The organism is Mumia flava (assembly GCF_002797495.1).
In the GTDB taxonomy this organism is placed as follows: Bacteria; Actinomycetota; Actinomycetes; order Propionibacteriales; family Nocardioidaceae; genus Mumia; species Mumia flava.
The window spans coordinates 1,153,147-1,168,938 of record NZ_PGEZ01000002.1 but is presented as its reverse complement, the minus strand read 5'-3'; the positions used below and the strand labels follow the sequence as shown (position 1 = coordinate 1,168,938).

Sequence of the window (15,792 nt, the reverse complement as noted above, 5' to 3'; positions counted from 1 at the left end):
CGCCCACGTTCAAGAAGACGTTCGGGTACCACCCGCTCGGCGTCTGGTGCGACAACACGCAAGAGTTCGTGGCCGCCAAGCTGCGCACCGGCGGTGCCTGAACCGCCCTGGGTTTCTTGGAGGCTCCTGACCTTGGAAACGAGGATTGAGCCATGCCGAAGGAGCAGGTGCCCGGGAAGCCGCAGACGCGGCGCTACAGCCCGGATGAGAAGGCAGCAGCGGTCCGGATGGTCCGCACGCTGTGAGCAGAGCTGGGAACCGAGCACGGAACGGTCCAGCGGGTCGCGACCCAGCTGGGCTACGGCGTGGAGTCGGTGCGCCAGTGGGTCAAACAGGCCGACATCGACGAGGGCCACGCACCCGGTGTGACCACGACCGAGGCGCAGCGGATCAAGGAGCTCGAGCAGGAGAACTGCGAGCTGAAGCGGGCCAACGAGATCCTGAAGAGGGCCGCCAGTTTCTTCGGGGCGGAGCTCGACCGCCAACACAAGAAGTAGTCGCCTTCGTCGACGCCAACCGCGACGACGTCGTGGGCGGCAAGAAGCTCGGAGTCGAGTCCATCTGCAGCACCCTGTCCAAGGCAGGGCTGCAGATGGCTCCGAGCACCTACTACGCGGCGAAGAACCGTGAGCCGTCGGCGCGTGAGGTCCGCGACGCCGTGCTGCGGCCGGCGCTACGGAGCCTGTGGGAGGACAACTACCGGGTCTACGGGGCACGGAAGCTGTGGAAGGCCGCCAAGCGCGCCGGCCACGATGTCGGCCGTGACCAAGTCGCCCGGCTGATGCGCGCCGAGGGAATCGAGGGCGCGCGGCGCACCAAACGAGTCCGCACCACCAAGCCGGTCCCGACCGCTGCGCGGCATCCGGACCTGGTGAAGCGGAACTTCGTCGCGACGCCCAGAACTGCCGATCGACCAAGTCGACCGGGCGGGCCGCGGCCGGGTCGGCGATCGTGGTGCGGACCTTCTTGCGCCGCCGCGCGCCCTCCCAGCCCTGCTCGCGGTAGATCCGCTCGATCGTGCACCGGGCCACGTCGTGGCCCTTCGAACGCAGGTGTATCCACATCTTGCGGGCACCGAACCGGACGAACAGTTCTGCCGGGTCCGTTCGGCCTCGATCAACTCCACGATCTCGCCGTCGCGCAGCGCCCGCTTCGACGGCGGCCGGTCGACGGCGTCGTAGTAGGTAGACGGGGCGATCTTGATCCCGTGCTCGGACAGCACGCGACAGATCGGCTCGACCCCGAACTCGTCCTTGTGAACGCGGACGTAGTCGATCAGAACCGGGAGGGGCGGTCGAGCTCCGCCGCGAAGAAAGCCGACGCGCTCTTCAGGATCTCGTTGGCCCGCCGCAACTCGGCGACCTCCTTCTTCAACGCCTTGATCTCGGCGATCTCCTCGGTGGTCTTGCCCGGCCGGGCGCCGCTGTCGACCTCGGCCTGGCGCAGCCACTTGCGCAGCGACTCCGGTGAGGTGATGCCCAGCTTCGCCGCGACCGACCTGATCGCCGCGTACTCCGACTCGTACTCGGCGCGCGACTCGATCACCAGCCGCACCGCTCGCTCCTGCAGCTCACGCGGATACTTCGACGGACGTGCCATAGGAATCATCCTTCCAACGAAAGGACTCTCCGAACACGCCGGGGCGACTCAGTCCGGTCCTGCCTCGCCTGCTCGCCGAGCTGCAGGTGGCGCGGATCGGCCCGGGTCGGCCCCGCTGCCGGCCCGCCGCGGTGCTGGGCGACAAGGCCTACTCCAGCCGCGGCAACCGGGCCCTGCTGCGCCGTCGCAAGATCGGTGCGGTGATCCCCGTCCCGGCCGACCAAGCCGGCCACCGCCGACGCAGAGGTTCGGCCGGCGGACGTCCCCCGGCCTTCGACGCCGAGGCGTACAAGGGCCGCAACGTGGTCGAACGCTCCTTCAACAACGTCAAGCAGTGGCGCGGCCTGGCCACCCGCTACGACAAGCTCGCCATCGTCTACCGCGGCGCAGCCGTCCTCCGCGCAATCGTCCTCTGGCTACGCCAATAAGGAGACACGCCCTAGTCGCCATGCCACCGAACCCAGCTCCGCGGCCCCGCTCGACCGTTACTTCCGCGCCGTCCTCCACGGAAGGACGGTGGAGGCCGGCCAAATCGTCACCGCCCCTCGACGATGGGATCGGCGAGGGGGCCAGTGTCGTTTGCCTCGCGCACGGCGATGTCCGGCCGCCGCCGCCCACCAACACGTCGGCCGTCGTGCTGGCGCTCTACGAGCCCGCACCGGCATCTGGTATAGAGGCTCCGCCTCCAGAACTGGTACGGCGACGAATCGTCCGGATGGTTGCTCTCCTGGCATCGGCACGGCATTGACTCGGGATCATTGCTCGTACCTGCGGTGGACACATTCGTGCAGGCGTGTCCCGGGGTCCGACGTCCGGGATGGTCGACTTGGGGACCAACCCAGACTTTCTCCTGCATGTGTCGGAGTCCGGGACTACCGTGCTGAGCGTTTGCAAAGTCAGTTCTGAAGGGTGCGGTCATGGCAAAACGCGGCTTCTTCGCCGAGATTAACTATCAGGCTCAGCAGGCGGAGAAGCGCCGCCGCCAGCAGGAAGCGCAGGCAGTTCGCGCTCACAACGCCGCTGTCCGCGAGCACGAGCGTGCCGTTAAGGCCTCCGAGCGAGCTCGCGCAGCCGCGGCACGAGCCTCCGAGGCGGAGCGTAAGGCTGCCGCGAAGGAAGCCGCTCGCATCCACCTCGAAGCACGAACGGCCGAGGTCAAGGCGCTGAACGCCGAACTTGCCGCCTCCTACGATGAGATCGACGGGCTCCTCGCCTCGACCCTGGAGACCGACGATTACGTCGACCTGGAGGCACTCAAGGTGGCCGCAGAGCACCCACCGTTCGACCCCGGCAGTCTCGGAACCCCTGTCGCGTCCGTCCCCGAGCTCTTGTACCCGGCGCAGCCCGCGTACGTCGAGCCACCCGCACCAAGAGGCCTCTCGAGCACGTTCGGAGGCAAGAAGAAGCACGCAGACGCCGTCGCCGCAGCCCAAGCTGAGCACCAGCGAGCTGTTGCTGTCTGGCACGACAACAACAAGAAGCTCTACGAGCACCACGTCGCGGCGATGGCGAAGCGTGAGCAGGACGAGGCTGCGCGACTCGTGAGGCTAGCTGAGACACAAGCCGTCTACCAGCGCGAATGCGCCGAGCGTGAAGCCGATGCTGCTGCGAAGAACGAGGAGCTGACGAAGTTCATCAACGACCTCGCGTTCGACGTTGAGTACGCCATCGAGGACTACGTCGGTATCGTCCTGGCGAACTCCGTCTATCCCGACGTGTTCCCGGTCGAGCACGAGCACAAGTTCGACCTCGCCGCGCGCGAACTGACCTTGAGGGTCGACATCCCCGAGCCGTCGGCCGTGCCGTCGGTCAAGGAGTACAGATACGTGAAGGCGAAGGATGCGATCACATCCAGCCAGCTCGCTGCCAAAGCGCAAAAGGATCGTTACAGCGCTGCCGTCCACCAGGTCGCCGTTCGGACGATGCACGAGGTGTTCGAGGCGGACCGAGCCGGAAAGATCCACTCCATCGCCTTGACCGTCGGCACCAACACCATCGCCCCGGCCACCGGGCAGCCAGAGTACGTTCCGCTCGCGGTGGTCGCCGCCGATCGGGAGACATTCAACTCCTTCGACCTCGCCAACGTCGTCCCGATGGCCACCCTTGACCACCTCGGTGCTGCAGTGTCGAAGTCGCCGTTCGACCTGATTCCGGCAGACACCAGTCGCGGCGTTCGACAGCGAGGCCAGTGATGCGGTTCAACCCACCACCCGGCTGGCCGCAGCCACCCGCCGGCTGGGTTCCACCGCCAGACTGGAAGCCTGATCCAGCCTGGCCGCAGATGCCCGAAGGGTGGCAACTGTGGCTCCCTGAGCAGGAAACCGCTCCGACCGTTCCCGACCCGGAACCGGCGGATCATGACGCGCATTCCTCGGACCCGGGAACGGCGCAGGTTCCGACCCAGGCGACTGAGCCTGTGCCCTTGGTTGAGCCAACGATTCCCAACCCGTCGCAGCAGGCACCCGCCACTGGGGCAGCCGCGACGCAGTCTCCGCTTCGCTCGAGAGCACCCGCCGCGGACAGCAGCACCCTTCTGCGCCGCATCGCAGACCTCGAGGCTGCGCTCGCCCAGTCCGGTGGCAGCGAGGTCGTCGAGCTCGCCGACCAGCGCGTCCTTCAAGACGTCGGAATTTATCGCTACCACCACCCGCTTGAGGATGCGGCCGCGTACAAGGATCGGCTGACCGACATTAACAACGGAATCGACGCCTTGGTGAGGGCCAACGAGGCCATCCTTGCTGCTGAGCTGTTCACGTTCGATGGGTCACTGGCGAAGGGTCGCAAGATGATTGGCGACCTATCGAAGCTCATGCTCCGCGCGTACAACGCCGAGGCAGACAACTGCGTCCGGTCACTTCGCAATGGCAATATCTCCACCGCGAAGCAGCGGCTCGAGAAGGCGATGAAGTCCATCGAAAAGCTTGGCGTCATCATGGAAATGCGCATCAACCCCGACTACCACCAGCTGCGCGTGGAGGAACTCGAACTCACCGCGGACTATCAGATGAAGGTCCAGGAGGAGAAGGAGAAGGCCCGCGAGGAGCGCGAGCTTCTCCGGGAACAACGCAAGGCCGAGAAGGAACTCGCCGCCGAGCGGGAGCGCCTGGAGAAGGAGAAGTCGCACTACGAGGGCGTCCTGCTGCAGCTTCGCGCTAATGGTGACGACGAGGCTGCGGACGAGCTCGCTGCCCGTCTGACCCAGATCGACGAGGCCATCGAGGCCAATGACTATCGGACGGCAAACATCCGTGCCGGGTACATCTACGTCATCTCGAACATCGGTGCCCTGGGCCCAAACATCGTCAAGATTGGCATGACCCGACGCCTCGAACCCCGCGACCGCGTCCGAGAGCTTGGGGACGCATCGGTGCCGTTCCTTTACGACACCCATGCCCTGTTCTTTTCGGACGACGCGGTCACTCTCGAGAACGAACTCCACAAGGCGTTTTCGGATCGACGAGTCAACCGGGTGAACGAGCGCCGCGAGTTCTTCTTCGCTACCCCCGCAGAGGTACGCAGTCTGCTAATGCAGAAGGTCGGGGGGCTCCTAGAGTTCAACGAGACTCCCGAGGCGCCTGAGTACTACCAGTCTAGGAACCGCTGGCCGACCAACAATTGACTGCCCGCTCGGCCCTACTTTGAACCGGACTGACGACTCCGGAGACTAACCGAGGACCTTGGCCTTCGCGTTGTCCATCCCGGGCCGAGCTTGGTGAGCCGGGCCGGTGATTCGGTCGGGCGAATCACGGGAGCTTCAGCGTGCGACCGCGGCCGGGTGCGCGGAGCATGGTGATCTCGGTGCGGCGGTTGAGATCCCCGCCGACGGTGTCGAGGAACTCGCCCTCATGCTCGCCTGCTGCGGTCGGAGTCACCGAGAACACTGCGGCCCGCATCAGGCGCGCGCATCACTGCGCTCGCTGTCCTAGAGTCTCCGCGTGGGGATCAACGTGCACCGAGCTGATCAGCCGGAGGCACTCGCACGCGCGTTCGCCTCGCTGTTGCGCGAAGCGCCCGCCGACGTCTTCACTCCCGAGGTCGTGGTCGTGCCGGCGCGTGGCATCGAGCGATGGTTGGCGCAACGGCTTTCCCACGCGCTCGGGACAACGGTCGGCGATGACGGTGTCTGCGCGGGCCTGCAGATCATGGCGCCGCAGTCGCTGATCAGCATGCTGCTCGGTCGTGAGCGCGACGATCCGTGGCAGGCGGACCGGTTGGTGTGGCCCACGCTCGAGGCGATCGGTGAGCTCACCGGATCGCGTCACTTCGAAGCGCTCACGCATCACCTCGGCGCAGGCCCAGAGATCGTCGAGGACCCGAGGGCCGAGTGGGAGCGCAAGGCTCGTCAGTCGCGCCGCTACGCCGTCGCGCGCCGCATCGCCGGGCTGTTCGCCTCGTACGCCCGAGAACGCCCTAGTCTCCTGGCCGACTGGGAGGCCGGTGTCCACTCCGACGCCGCGGGCGGCACTCTGCCCGACGACTTCCTGTGGCAGCCGATCCTGTGGCGGCGCACCGTCGACCTCGTACGCGCGCAGCACGACCTGGCCGAGTCGGTCATCGAACGTCACCAGCGCGTGGCCGACGAGCTGTCGTCAGGTTCCAGGGACCTCGACCTTCCGCCGCGGCTGTCGTTCTTCGGCTACACCCGCCTGGCCGCCTCGGACCGTGAGCTGCTGGTCGCCCTGGGCGCCCGACGCGACATCCACCTCTGGCTGCCTCACCCGTCGCCGCAGCTGTGGACCGACCTCGCCGGCAAGACCTCCCTCGGGGCGCGGGCGGACGACCGTACGGCGCGCGAGGCGAAGCACCCGCTGCTGGCCACGCTCGGGCGGGACGTCCGCGAGCTCCAGGCGGTCCTGAGCACACCCGGCGTCACCATCGAGGAGCCCCTCGACCCGACGCCGGTGCAGAGGACGGATCGTCTCGCACTCCTGCAAGCCGACATCCGCGCCAACCGCGCCCCCGACAGCACGCGGACCACCACGGCCGACGACCTCTCGATCCAGGTGCATGCAGCGCACGGCCCGGCACGCCAGGTCGAGGTCCTCCGGGAGGTCCTCACGTGGCTCCTCGCCGAGGGCCAGGGCACGCTGCAGCCACGGGACATCCTCGTGATGTGCCCGGACATCGAGACGTTCGCGCCCCTCATCCAGGCCACGTTCGGACTCACCCTGGTCCCCACCGCCGGCCGGAGCGCGGACCCGTACCACCCCGGTCAGCAGCTGCGGGTCCAGCTCGCCGACCGTGCGCTCGGTGCGACGAACCCGCTCATCGACCTGGCCCACCGCGTCGTCAGGGTGGTCGCCGGGCGGATGACGGTGTCCGAGGTGCTCGACCTCGCGAGCCACGAGGCGGTGCGGGCGCGGTTCGGATTCGACGAGGAGCGCCTGGCACGGGTCAGTCGGTGGGTCGCCGACGCCGGCGTGCGCTGGGGGTACGACGCGGGTCACCGCGCCGAGTACCAGCTGGCCGACCTCGACGCGAACACGTGGACGCGCGGCATGGACCGGATCGCCCTCGGTGTCGCCGTCGCCGCCGACAGCGATGCTCCGTCATCAGCGCGGGTCCCGGTCGACGACATCGGCAGTCGCGACATCGAGGTCGTCGGCCACGTCCTGGAGCTGATGGAGCGGCTCAAGCGCGCCGCCGACACCGTACGCGGCACCCTGTCGGTGCGTGAGTGGATGCGATGGCTGCAGGACACCATCGAGGCTCTGGCCGACACGCCCCCGGACGAGCGGTGGCAGTTCGCTCAGCTGGCCCGCGACCTCGACGCGATCGGCGACGCAGCAGGCGAGGGGGCGACGCTGCGGCTCAACGACATCCGGGTGCTCCTCGATCAGCGGTGGGGCGCGCGGGCCACCCGCGCGAACTTCCGCAGCGGAGCGATCACGGTGTGCACGATGGTCCCGATGCGGTCGGTGCCGCACAAGGCCGTGGTGGTGCTCGGTGTCGACGACGGCGTCTACCCGCGCTCGCCCGTGGTCGACGGGGACGACGTGATCGCGCGAAGTCCCCGGGTCGGCGAGCGCGACCTGCGCAGCGAGGACCGTCAGCTCCTGCTCGACGCCGTGATGGCGGCCGGCGAGTCCTTCGTGGCGATCTACTCCGGCTTCGACGAGCACAACGGCAACCGCCGCCCGCCCGCCGTACCGCTGCAAGAGCTGATCGCGGCAGCATCCCGTACGGCGACGACGCCGGACGACCCGCCGGACGGCTCAGGCGATCCGAGCTTCGTCCGGCACCACCCGTTGCAGGCCTTCGACGAACGCAACTTCCGGCCGGACGGTCCCGTACCGGGTGGCACGTTCGACACCGCCGCCCTCGCGGGAGCCGAGGCGCTGCGAGTCTTCCGTACGGATCCGCCTGCTCCGACGGTCTTCCTCGACCAGCCCCTTCCCGTACGGCCGACCTCCGCTGTCACGGTGGAGGAGCTGGTGGCGTTCCTGCAGAATCCTGCGCGCGAGTTCCTGCGGCACCGCCTCGACGTGACGGTGCCGCGTGAGGTGGACGAGACGAACGACTCGCTGCCGATCGCGCTCGACGGGCTCGAGCAGTGGGACATCGGGGAGCGGGTGCTGCACGAGGTGCTCGACGGGATGCCGCTCGAGGACGCGCTCGACCGTGAGGCCGTCCGCGGAACCCTCCCGCCGGGCGCGCTGGGCCAGGCCGCACGCGCCGACATCGCCGCCCGGGTGACGGCGATCGCCGCCGACCGGGGGAGTGACCAGCCGCGTTCGGTGGACATCCGGCTCGACCTGCCGACGCCCGAGGGCGGCGAGGTCGTACGGATGACCGGCGTGGTCGGCGCCATTCATGACAACACCGCTCGGGACGACACGGTGTGGGTCCGCACGTACTCCACGATCAGCGCGAAGCACGTCGCCGCAGCGTGGGTCCGCCTCCTGGCGCTCGCCGTGGCCGAACCCGCCCGCGAGCATCGCGCCGAGCTGATCGGCAAGAGGGGAGGCCTCCGACTGGCGTCACCCAGCCCGGCGGACGCCCAGGCACTGCTCGCCGATCTCGTGCAGGCCCGGCAGTCCGGCCTGCGGTTCCCGATGGGCATCGCCCCCAAGACCGCCAGCGCGTACGCCGCCGCGTACCGCAGGACCCGTCCCGGCGACCCGTACGGCGTGCCGGAGGCGCTCGAACGGGCACGCGGGAGCTGGGAGGGCAACCAGCGGATTCCCGGAGAGAACGACGACCCGTGGTGGCGTCTCGTCCTCGGCCCGCAGTCGCGCGTCGAGGAGCTCAACCGGCTCCGCGGCCTCGAGTACTTCGGGCCGCGCGTCTGGAACCCCATCCACGAGCACGGGGGTGAGGCATGACCGACGCGATGACCAGCTTCGACATCACCGCGCCGCTCCCGTCGGGGACCACGCTCATCGAGGCGAGCGCCGGCACCGGCAAGACGTGGACGCTGTCGGCGCTCGTCGTCCGGTACGTCGCGGAGCAAGGTCGGCCCCTCGCCGAGCTGCTGATCGTCACCTTCAGCCGGGCCGCCAGCCAGGAGCTGCGTGAACGTGTCCGGGCTCGGATGGCCGACGCCCTCGCCACCCTGCGGGGTGAGGAGGCCACCGACGACGTCCTGATCAGCCACCTGCGCAACTGCTCCGCCGACGAGCTCGCGCTGCGGATCGATCGGCTCGCCACGGCCGTGGCGGACTTCGACACCGCGACGATCGCGACCATCCACCAGTTCTGCCACTTCGTGCTGAAGGGCCTGGGCGTGGCCGGCGACTCCGACTCGTACGCCACGTTGGCCGACGACCTGACCGAGCTGCAGGCCGACGTCGTCGACGACCTCTACCTGGCCGACCACGCGACGAGCGCGACGATCGCCTACGCGCAGGCCAAGAGCGACGCCCGGATCGCGCTCGACAACCCCGGCGCGGTGCTGTCGCCCACCGACGCGACCGGGCCGGTCGCAGCACGGCTGGCGTTCATCGAGAAGGCGCGCGCCGAGGTCACGCGGCGCAAGCGCCGGGCGGCTCTGCTGGGCTACGACGACCTCCTCAGCGAGCTCGCCGACGCGTTGGAGCCCGACGACAGCCCGGCGCGGCGGCGGATGCGTGAGCGCTGGTCGGTGGTGCTGGTCGACGAGTTCCAGGACACCGATCCGGTGCAGTGGCAGGTGTTCTCGCGTGCGTTCGGGTCTCGACAGGCTCGACCAGCGGAGGGTGAACAGGCTCGACCAGCGGAGGGCGAACAGGCTCAACCACCGGGCGGCGAAAAGACCCTCGTGCTGATCGGCGATCCGAAGCAGGCGATCTACGCGTTCCGTGGCGGCGACGTCGCCACGTACCTGCTGGCCGCGCAGACGGCGACGACGCGGACGTCGCTGCCCACCAACTACCGCAGCGACGCGCCGCTGGTGGACGCGCTGCAGCGGCTGATGGCGAACGTGCAGCTGTCGCCGGGCATCGTCGCGCACCCGATCACCGCCGAGAGGACAGCACACCGCCTGCAGGGGGCGCCGGACAACAGCCCGCTCCGGCTGCGGGCGATGCTCAGCGAGAGGCCGATCGCGATCGGGCGGGTACGCGAGCGCGTCTACGCCGACGCCGCGGCCGACATCGCGCGGCTGCTCACCTCGGACGCCACGTTCGACGGCGCGCCGGTCCGGCCGCAGCACATCGCGGTCCTCGCGCACGCCAACCGGGACCTGCACGGCATGCGCGCCGCGCTGCGCAAGCACGGGATCCCGTCCGTGCTGGTCTCCAGCGAGTCCGTCCTGCGTACGACCGCCGCCGAGTGGTGGCTGCACCTGATGATGGCGCTGGAGCAGCCGCACCGCCCCGAGCGCCTGCGTCTCGCGGCGCTCACGCCGTTCCTCGGGTGGACGCCCGAGCAGCTGGATGCCGAGGGCGAGCAGAGCACGGAGTCGATCTCGGCGCACGTACGTTCGCTGGTCGGGGCGTTCCACCGTGGCGCGATCGCGGCCGTCCTGGACGTCGCGCGCAGCCAGGGTCTCGATGCGCGCGTGCTGTCCCAGGTCGGCGGCGAACGGGACCTGACCGACATCGAGCACTGCGCCCAGCTCCTGCACGAGCAGGTCCTCGAGGGCACCGGTGCGCTCCCGAGCCTGGTCGCCTGGCTGCGGCAGCAGAGCGCCGACGACACCGCGACCACGGCAGCGTCGCGCATCATGCGGCTCGACTCCGACGCTCTGGCCGTCACCCTCTCGACGATCCACGGCAGCAAGGGCCTGCAGTACCCGATCGTCTACGCGCCCTTCCTCTTCGACCACTGGATGAGGGACGACCCGGCGCCGGCGATCATCCACCGCGACGGGCAGCGGGTGCTCTCCCTCGACTCCGCCGAGGTGAACCAGCCCGAGCACCGGGCCGAGGCGCTGGGGGAGAACATGCGCCTGGCGTACGTCGCGATGACGCGGGCCCAGTCGCAGGTCGTCGCCTGGTGGGCTCCCACGCGCAACACCGCCAACTCCGCGCTGCACCGCCTGCTCTTCGGCCAGGCCGACTCCGCCGACGAGCTCGCGTCGCTGATCACGGCTCGCGCTGAGCGAGGCGGTCTTGGCAGCGGCGATGGCGGGGATGGCGGGGGCGGTGGTGCCGTGGTGACTCCCGCCGAACAGGTACGGGTGCCGGACAGCACCACGTCCGAGCGGATGCTCCAGACCTGGGCTGCGCACGGCGCGTTCAGCCTCACCGTGCTCGACGGCGACCAGGGCGCCCCCGAGGTCGCGGTCGAGCGGGCGACGACACCGCTGGCCGTACGGGCGTTCGACAGCTCCTGGGTCGACCGGGTGTGGCGGCGGACCTCGTACTCCTCCTTGACCGCGGCCTCCCACGACGCTGGATCCGCCACCTCCGAACCTGAGTCCGACGAGGTGGGGCGAGCCGACGAAGAACCGCTCGCTGCCGCAGGCCCCCGTACGACCGCAGGTGCCGACGTCCCCTCGCCGATGGCCGACCTGCCCGTCGGCGCCACGTTCGGATCCTTGGTGCACGCGGTGCTGGAGGACGCCGACTTCCAAGCCGACGACCTGCACCAGGAGCTCCTCGACCGGATCGGCGACCACCGGACGCGGTGGCCCGTCGACGTGGACTCGGACGCGCTGGCCACGGCGCTGGACGCCGTGTGTCGGACGCCGATGGGGCCGCTCGCCGATGGCGTCACCCTCGTCGACCTACCCCGTACGGACCGGCTCGCGGAGATGGACTTCGAGCTGCCCCTCGGCGGAGGCGACCGCCCGCACGCCAACGCGCAGCTGCGATCGATGGCGCCGGTCCTGCGCGACCACCTCTCGGCGGGCGACCCGCTGCGTGCGTACGCCGATGCGCTCGATGGGGACGAGCTCGGTGGCCAGGATCTGCGCGGCTACCTGACCGGGTCGATCGACCTGACCTTCCGGCATCGGGGGAAGTTCTGCGTCGTCGACTACAAGACCAACTGGCTCGGCTCGCCCGACGCGGATCTGACCCTGGCCGATTACGCCCCTAACCGGTTGGCCGACGCGATGAGCCACTCGACGTACCCGCTGCAGGCGATCCTGTACGCGGTGGTGCTGCACCGCTACCTGCGCTGGCGGCTCCCGGCGTACGACCCCGACCAGCACCTGGGTGGCGTGATGTACCTGTACGTCCGCGGCATGGCCGGCCCCGACACCCCGCTGGTCGAGGGCCACCCGTGCGGGGTGTTCTCCTGGCGTCCACCGTCGGCGCTGCTGGAGGACCTGTCGGCCGTCCTCGATGGTCGTACGCGCGAGGTGGCGCGATGACGCCCTCCACGGCACCGACCACGACCGGCGATCCCGCCCTCAGCGTCACCGCCGAAGGGCGGCTGAAGACCCTCAACGACGCCGGCTTCCTCGACGGCAGCGACTGCGTCGTCGCCGTCCGCATCTGCCGCCAGCTGGACGAAGAGGTCACGACTGATGCTGCTCTCGCTCTGGCGTTCGCCATCCGCGCCGTCCGCGACGGGTCGACGTCGCTCGCGCTCGAGTCGGTCGCTTCGCTGACGGCAGGTCAGGACGATGAGGCGGATCTGGCGGACGAGGCGGATCTGGTGGACGAGAATGGCGGAGAACGTGAGGCGCCGACCGTCGGCGGCACGGTCGAGCTGCCCGAGCCGGGGCCGTGGCTCGACGCCGTACGGTCGAGCTCCCTCGTCACCGCCGGTGTGCTGCGCGTCGACCTCGGCCGGGTCTACCTCGACCGCTACCACGCAGACGAGGTGCTCATCGCCGACGCGATGCGGGCGAGGCTGACCTCCTCCGTACCGCCGGTCGATCCCGCAGTCGTTGACGACGTCATGGGCCAGGACGGCCTCGACGCTGGCGGCCTCGACGAGGCACAGGCCGCCGCCGTACGCAGTGTCGCCGAACGCGCCACCACCGTCCTGACCGGCGGCCCCGGCATGGGGAAGACCCACACGATCTCCCGCGTCCTCCGGATGCTCGGCGCGAGCACCGGACAGCCCCTCCGCATCGCGCTGGCGGCGCCGACAGGCAAGGCGGCCGCCCGCATGAACGAGATGATCGAATCCGATCCGGGTCACGCATCGCCTGTCAGCCCAGCGGTGACGCTGCACCGGCTCCTGGGAGCGCTGCCGGGCACCACCCAACGGTTCCGACATGACGCCCGGAACCCGCTGCCGCACGACGTCGTCATCGTGGACGAGGCCTCGATGGTGTCGCTGACCCTGATGGCGCGGCTGATCGAGGCCCTCGCGCCGGACTCCCGGCTGCTGCTGGTCGGCGATCCCGACCAGCTCGCGTCGGTCGAGGCCGGCTCGGTGCTTGCCGACCTCGTCCACGGACTGGAGGCGGAGGACGTCGTCGTCCGGCTGACGAAGAACCATCGCGTTCAGGGGATGCGCGGCGACGTTGCGGCGGGGTTGCGGGCCGGCGACGCCGATGCCGTTCTCAACGCGCTCGACTCGGCCGACGAGGACGTGACGTTCGTCGAGACCGAGGCACCGTCGCTCGAGCTCCTTCCGGACGTCGTCCGCCACGCCGTACGGCTCCGCGAGCTGGCCCTGAGCGGCGACCCTGATGCGGCGCTCGACCACCTGGACACGTTCCGGCTGCTGTGCGCGCACCGTCAGGGGCCCTTCGGCACGCGGCACTGGAACCGGCTCGTCGAACGGGCACTCGCCGATCGCGTCCCCGACGTCCTGCTCCAGACGATGTACGTCGGCCGTCCGATCCTCGTCACGCGCAACGACTACGCGCTCGGCGTTCGCAACGGTGATGCCGGCGTCATCGTGCGCGGCGAGGACGGTCCGCTCGCGGTCATCAGGTCCGGGTCCGAGCGGCTGGCGGTCTCGCCGTGGCGGCTGTCCGACGTCGAGACCATGCACGCGATGACCGTGCACAAGGCCCAGGGAGGACAGGCCGACGACGTGGTCGTGATCGTCCCGCCCCTGCGCTCGCGGCTCCTCACGCGCGAGACGCTCTACACCGCCGTCACGCGCGCGTCAGCGCAGTTGACGATCGTCGGCAGCCGCGACGCCGTCCGACACGCCGCGCAGACACCTGCCCAGCGATCCTCGGGCCTGGCGGAGCGTCTCAGGAACGACGACCTAGCGGGTTGGCAGCCTGGTCACGAGCGCTGAGTAGCGCGAGGGTGTCGCTTCTCCTCGTCGGCCCGGGCGAGAATTTCGAGGGTCAGCTGGGCCTGCGTACGGTGATCCTCGGGCAGAGCCCGCCAGGCTGGATGGGCCGCCTCGAGGTGCGCGACCAGGGTCGCGATCCGGCGGCGGTCCGAGCCACTGAACCCGCGGCGCTCGGCGAAAGGGTCGTCGATGCACGCGAGGAGGGCGGCAGCGTCGAAGAGGTGGCGCTGGCGGTCGCGGGAGTCAGAGGTGTAGGCCGCGGCTTTGAGGATCAGAGCCGCGAACGGGCGTGGCACCGAGAGGGTTGACATCGAGCCGGGCACGATCTCCACGCGGGCGTTGACCGTGCGGCGCAGGGCCTGGGTGCCGCCCTCGATGCGGATCATTTCGTGGCCGCGTAGTTTCTCGACCACCCGTGGGGCCGGATGGTCTGCGATGAGGACGTCCACCTGGTCCTCATCGGCACCGGCGACAACGTCGACCGCAGTGGTTCCCCGCACGAACCGGTGCGCGGTGTTCTTCCGTGGGTCGATGTTCGGTCGGAACCGGTAGCCACGGTCCTCCAGCGCCCTGGCGACCGCATTGGGAACACCGCGCCCCGTCTCGATGTGGAGCACGATGTCGACGTCGTTGGTTGGGCGCACGACGCCTACGCCGCGATGGATCGCGTGGAGCTGAGTCATCAGCCCACCGACCAGTGTCCAACTCCCTGCCGGGAGCGCATCGGCGAGTTCCGCCACGCTGGGCCACGGCGCCAGCCAGCCGCCGGGTGTTGAGGCGACCTCGATCGTGGGACGTGGCGCGGTCATCGGTGCGCCGCCAACAGGTCGTGCAGCGCGCGCTGACCGACGCCCCGTTGTCGGGGATCGGTGCTGGTGGCCGCGTCCAAGGCCGCGACCACGGGCGTGTCGACGAGCTCGCGGACTCGATCGAAGTCGAAGCGCGTCACCCGCAGGATGACGCCGCCTCCGACGTCACTCCGGAGACCGAGGGTCTGGACGACGTCGTCCAGCTCGTCGACGGCGAGGTAGCCGTCGACCGTGTCGTCGAACATGTCGCTCAAGCCGATGGACCGTTTGTCGGCGGCCACGACCAGGTCGCGCAGGTGGGGAAGTGCGGCACGGTGGGCCGCGAAGATGTGGACCCGAGCACGGTCACGCATCCGGGTGAGCAGGTCGTCGGCGTCGGTGATCTCCCGCAGCCTCCGGCGGAGCCGTGACGACTGTGCGGCACCCAACCACTCGGCATCACGTCCAGCGAGGATCGCCACGGCTCCCCAAGCAGTGTGCTGCGCCCAGCCACGGGTGCGGCCTCGGCGTTGCGAGTGGAGGTAGCGGTCGACCGACGCGCCATCGATCAGTCCGCGTGCGACGCGGCTGACCGCGCCGGCGTCGGCAAGCCGGCGGGCGTGACGAGCCGACACGCCGAGGGTCTTCGCGGTCTCCCCGACGGTGAGGAACTGGTGATCTGCCATGACAGATAATGTCCTCTATAGGACTTAATCTGTAAAGCAGTGAGGAGGCGACGGAGATTGAATCGGCCGGGCGCGGGCGCGCCGATTCGGGCAGGATGTGATGGACGCCCCCCGTGTCTCATCGCATCATGCCGGGGAGG

At 69.5% G+C, this 15,792-nt stretch carries 10 protein-coding genes, 2 pseudogenes and 2 other annotated features; of the genes and pseudogenes, 7 read left to right on the top strand and 5 right to left on the bottom strand.

From position 1 onward, the window contains the following. Positions 1 to 152: 152 nt before the first annotated feature. Positions 153 to 895 (top strand): annotated as a pseudogene (locus CLV56_RS19385) (IS3 family transposase); the annotation flags it as partial. After that, positions 452 to 601 (top strand) — a sequence feature (AL1L pseudoknot). Its footprint overlaps the pseudogene before it by 150 nt. Before the next feature lie 79 nt (positions 896 to 974). Here the strand turns inward: CLV56_RS19385 and CLV56_RS21460 are convergent. Continuing rightward, positions 975 to 1,091, bottom strand: a pseudogene (locus CLV56_RS21460) (IS3 family transposase); the annotation flags it as partial. Positions 1,092 to 1,189: 98 nt separating this feature from the next. Next, positions 1,190 to 1,318: a sequence feature (AL1L pseudoknot), on the bottom strand. After that, positions 1,276 to 1,599, bottom strand: a complete 324-nt coding sequence (locus tag CLV56_RS19375) for a transposase (protein WP_039343652.1) — start codon at positions 1,597 to 1,599, stop codon at positions 1,276 to 1,278. Its footprint overlaps the feature before it by 43 nt. Before the next feature lie 59 nt (positions 1,600 to 1,658). Here CLV56_RS19375 and CLV56_RS19370 point away from each other — a divergent pair, with 59 nt between their 5' ends. From CLV56_RS19370 to CLV56_RS19360, 3 genes are all read left to right on the top strand, one after another. Next, on the top strand, positions 1,659 to 2,027 hold the full coding sequence (locus tag CLV56_RS19370) for an IS5/IS1182 family transposase (RefSeq protein WP_039343649.1): 369 nt from the start codon (positions 1,659 to 1,661) through the stop codon (positions 2,025 to 2,027). A 489-nt stretch (positions 2,028 to 2,516) separates the two neighbouring features. Continuing rightward, complete coding sequence (locus tag CLV56_RS19365; RefSeq protein ID WP_039343647.1) at positions 2,517 to 3,791, top strand: hypothetical protein; 1,275 nt, start codon at positions 2,517 to 2,519, stop codon at positions 3,789 to 3,791. An 89-nt stretch (positions 3,792 to 3,880) separates the two neighbouring features. After that, on the top strand, positions 3,881 to 5,218 hold the full coding sequence (locus tag CLV56_RS19360; protein ID WP_211288206.1) for an SNIPE associated domain-containing protein: 1,338 nt from the start codon (positions 3,881 to 3,883) through the stop codon (positions 5,216 to 5,218). Positions 5,219 to 5,342: 124 nt separating this feature from the next. On the opposite strand, the gene CLV56_RS20730 is transcribed toward CLV56_RS19360, so the two are convergent. Further along, the gene (locus tag CLV56_RS20730; protein ID WP_157805230.1) at positions 5,343 to 5,492 is read right to left on the bottom strand and encodes a VOC family protein; all 150 of its coding nucleotides are present in this window, start codon (positions 5,490 to 5,492) and stop codon (positions 5,343 to 5,345) included. 42 nt (positions 5,493 to 5,534) lie between these two features. On the opposite strand from CLV56_RS20730, the gene recC reads away from it, so the two are divergent. The 3 genes from recC to recD are packed head-to-tail and all read left to right on the top strand — an operon-like array spanning position 5,535 to position 14,178. Next, positions 5,535 to 8,924, top strand: coding sequence for an exodeoxyribonuclease V subunit gamma (recC, locus tag CLV56_RS19355; protein ID WP_039343639.1), 3,390 nt, complete (start codon positions 5,535 to 5,537; stop codon positions 8,922 to 8,924). Beyond that, positions 8,921 to 12,340, top strand: a complete 3,420-nt coding sequence (locus CLV56_RS19350; protein WP_245857997.1) for a UvrD-helicase domain-containing protein — start codon at positions 8,921 to 8,923, stop codon at positions 12,338 to 12,340. The genes recC and CLV56_RS19350 overlap by 4 nt, the downstream gene beginning before the upstream one ends. Beyond that, a complete protein-coding gene (recD, locus tag CLV56_RS19345) occupies positions 12,337 to 14,178 on the top strand; it encodes an exodeoxyribonuclease V subunit alpha (protein WP_100415473.1) in 1,842 nt (613 codons plus the stop codon). The genes CLV56_RS19350 and recD overlap by 4 nt, the downstream gene beginning before the upstream one ends. On the opposite strand, the gene CLV56_RS19340 is transcribed toward recD, so the two are convergent. Then, positions 14,166 to 14,987: a hypothetical protein gene (locus tag CLV56_RS19340; protein ID WP_039343638.1), complete on the bottom strand. Its 822-nt coding sequence runs from the start codon at positions 14,985 to 14,987 to the stop codon at positions 14,166 to 14,168. The two genes, recD and CLV56_RS19340, sit on opposite strands and share 13 nt — an antisense overlap. Continuing rightward, positions 14,984 to 15,652 (bottom strand): helix-turn-helix domain-containing protein, encoded by a 669-nt coding sequence (locus CLV56_RS19335; RefSeq protein ID WP_039343634.1) that lies wholly within the window; start codon positions 15,650 to 15,652, stop codon positions 14,984 to 14,986. Before CLV56_RS19335 ends, CLV56_RS19340 begins: the two co-directional genes overlap by 4 nt. Positions 15,653 to 15,792 lie beyond the last annotated feature (140 nt).

Excerpts from the sequence above, each read along its gene's own strand:
- CLV56_RS19365 (WP_039343647.1), top strand. The coding sequence starts at position 2,517 with ATGGCAAAACGCGGCTTCTTCGCCGAGATTAACTATCAGGCTCAGCAG.
- recD (WP_100415473.1), top strand. The coding sequence starts at position 12,337 with ATGACGCCCTCCACGGCACCGACCACGACCGGCGATCCCGCCCTCAGC.
- CLV56_RS19375 (WP_039343652.1), bottom strand. The coding sequence starts at position 1,599 with ATGGCACGTCCGTCGAAGTATCCGCGTGAGCTGCAGGAGCGAGCGGTG.
- CLV56_RS19340 (WP_039343638.1), bottom strand. The coding sequence starts at position 14,987 with ATGACCGCGCCACGTCCCACGATCGAGGTCGCCTCAACACCCGGCGGC.
- CLV56_RS20730 (WP_157805230.1), bottom strand. The coding sequence starts at position 5,492 with ATGCGGGCCGCAGTGTTCTCGGTGACTCCGACCGCAGCAGGCGAGCAT.
- CLV56_RS19350 (WP_245857997.1), top strand. The coding sequence starts at position 8,921 with ATGACCGACGCGATGACCAGCTTCGACATCACCGCGCCGCTCCCGTCG.
- CLV56_RS19360 (WP_211288206.1), top strand. The coding sequence starts at position 3,881 with ATGCCCGAAGGGTGGCAACTGTGGCTCCCTGAGCAGGAAACCGCTCCG.
- CLV56_RS19335 (WP_039343634.1), bottom strand. The coding sequence starts at position 15,652 with ATGGCAGATCACCAGTTCCTCACCGTCGGGGAGACCGCGAAGACCCTC.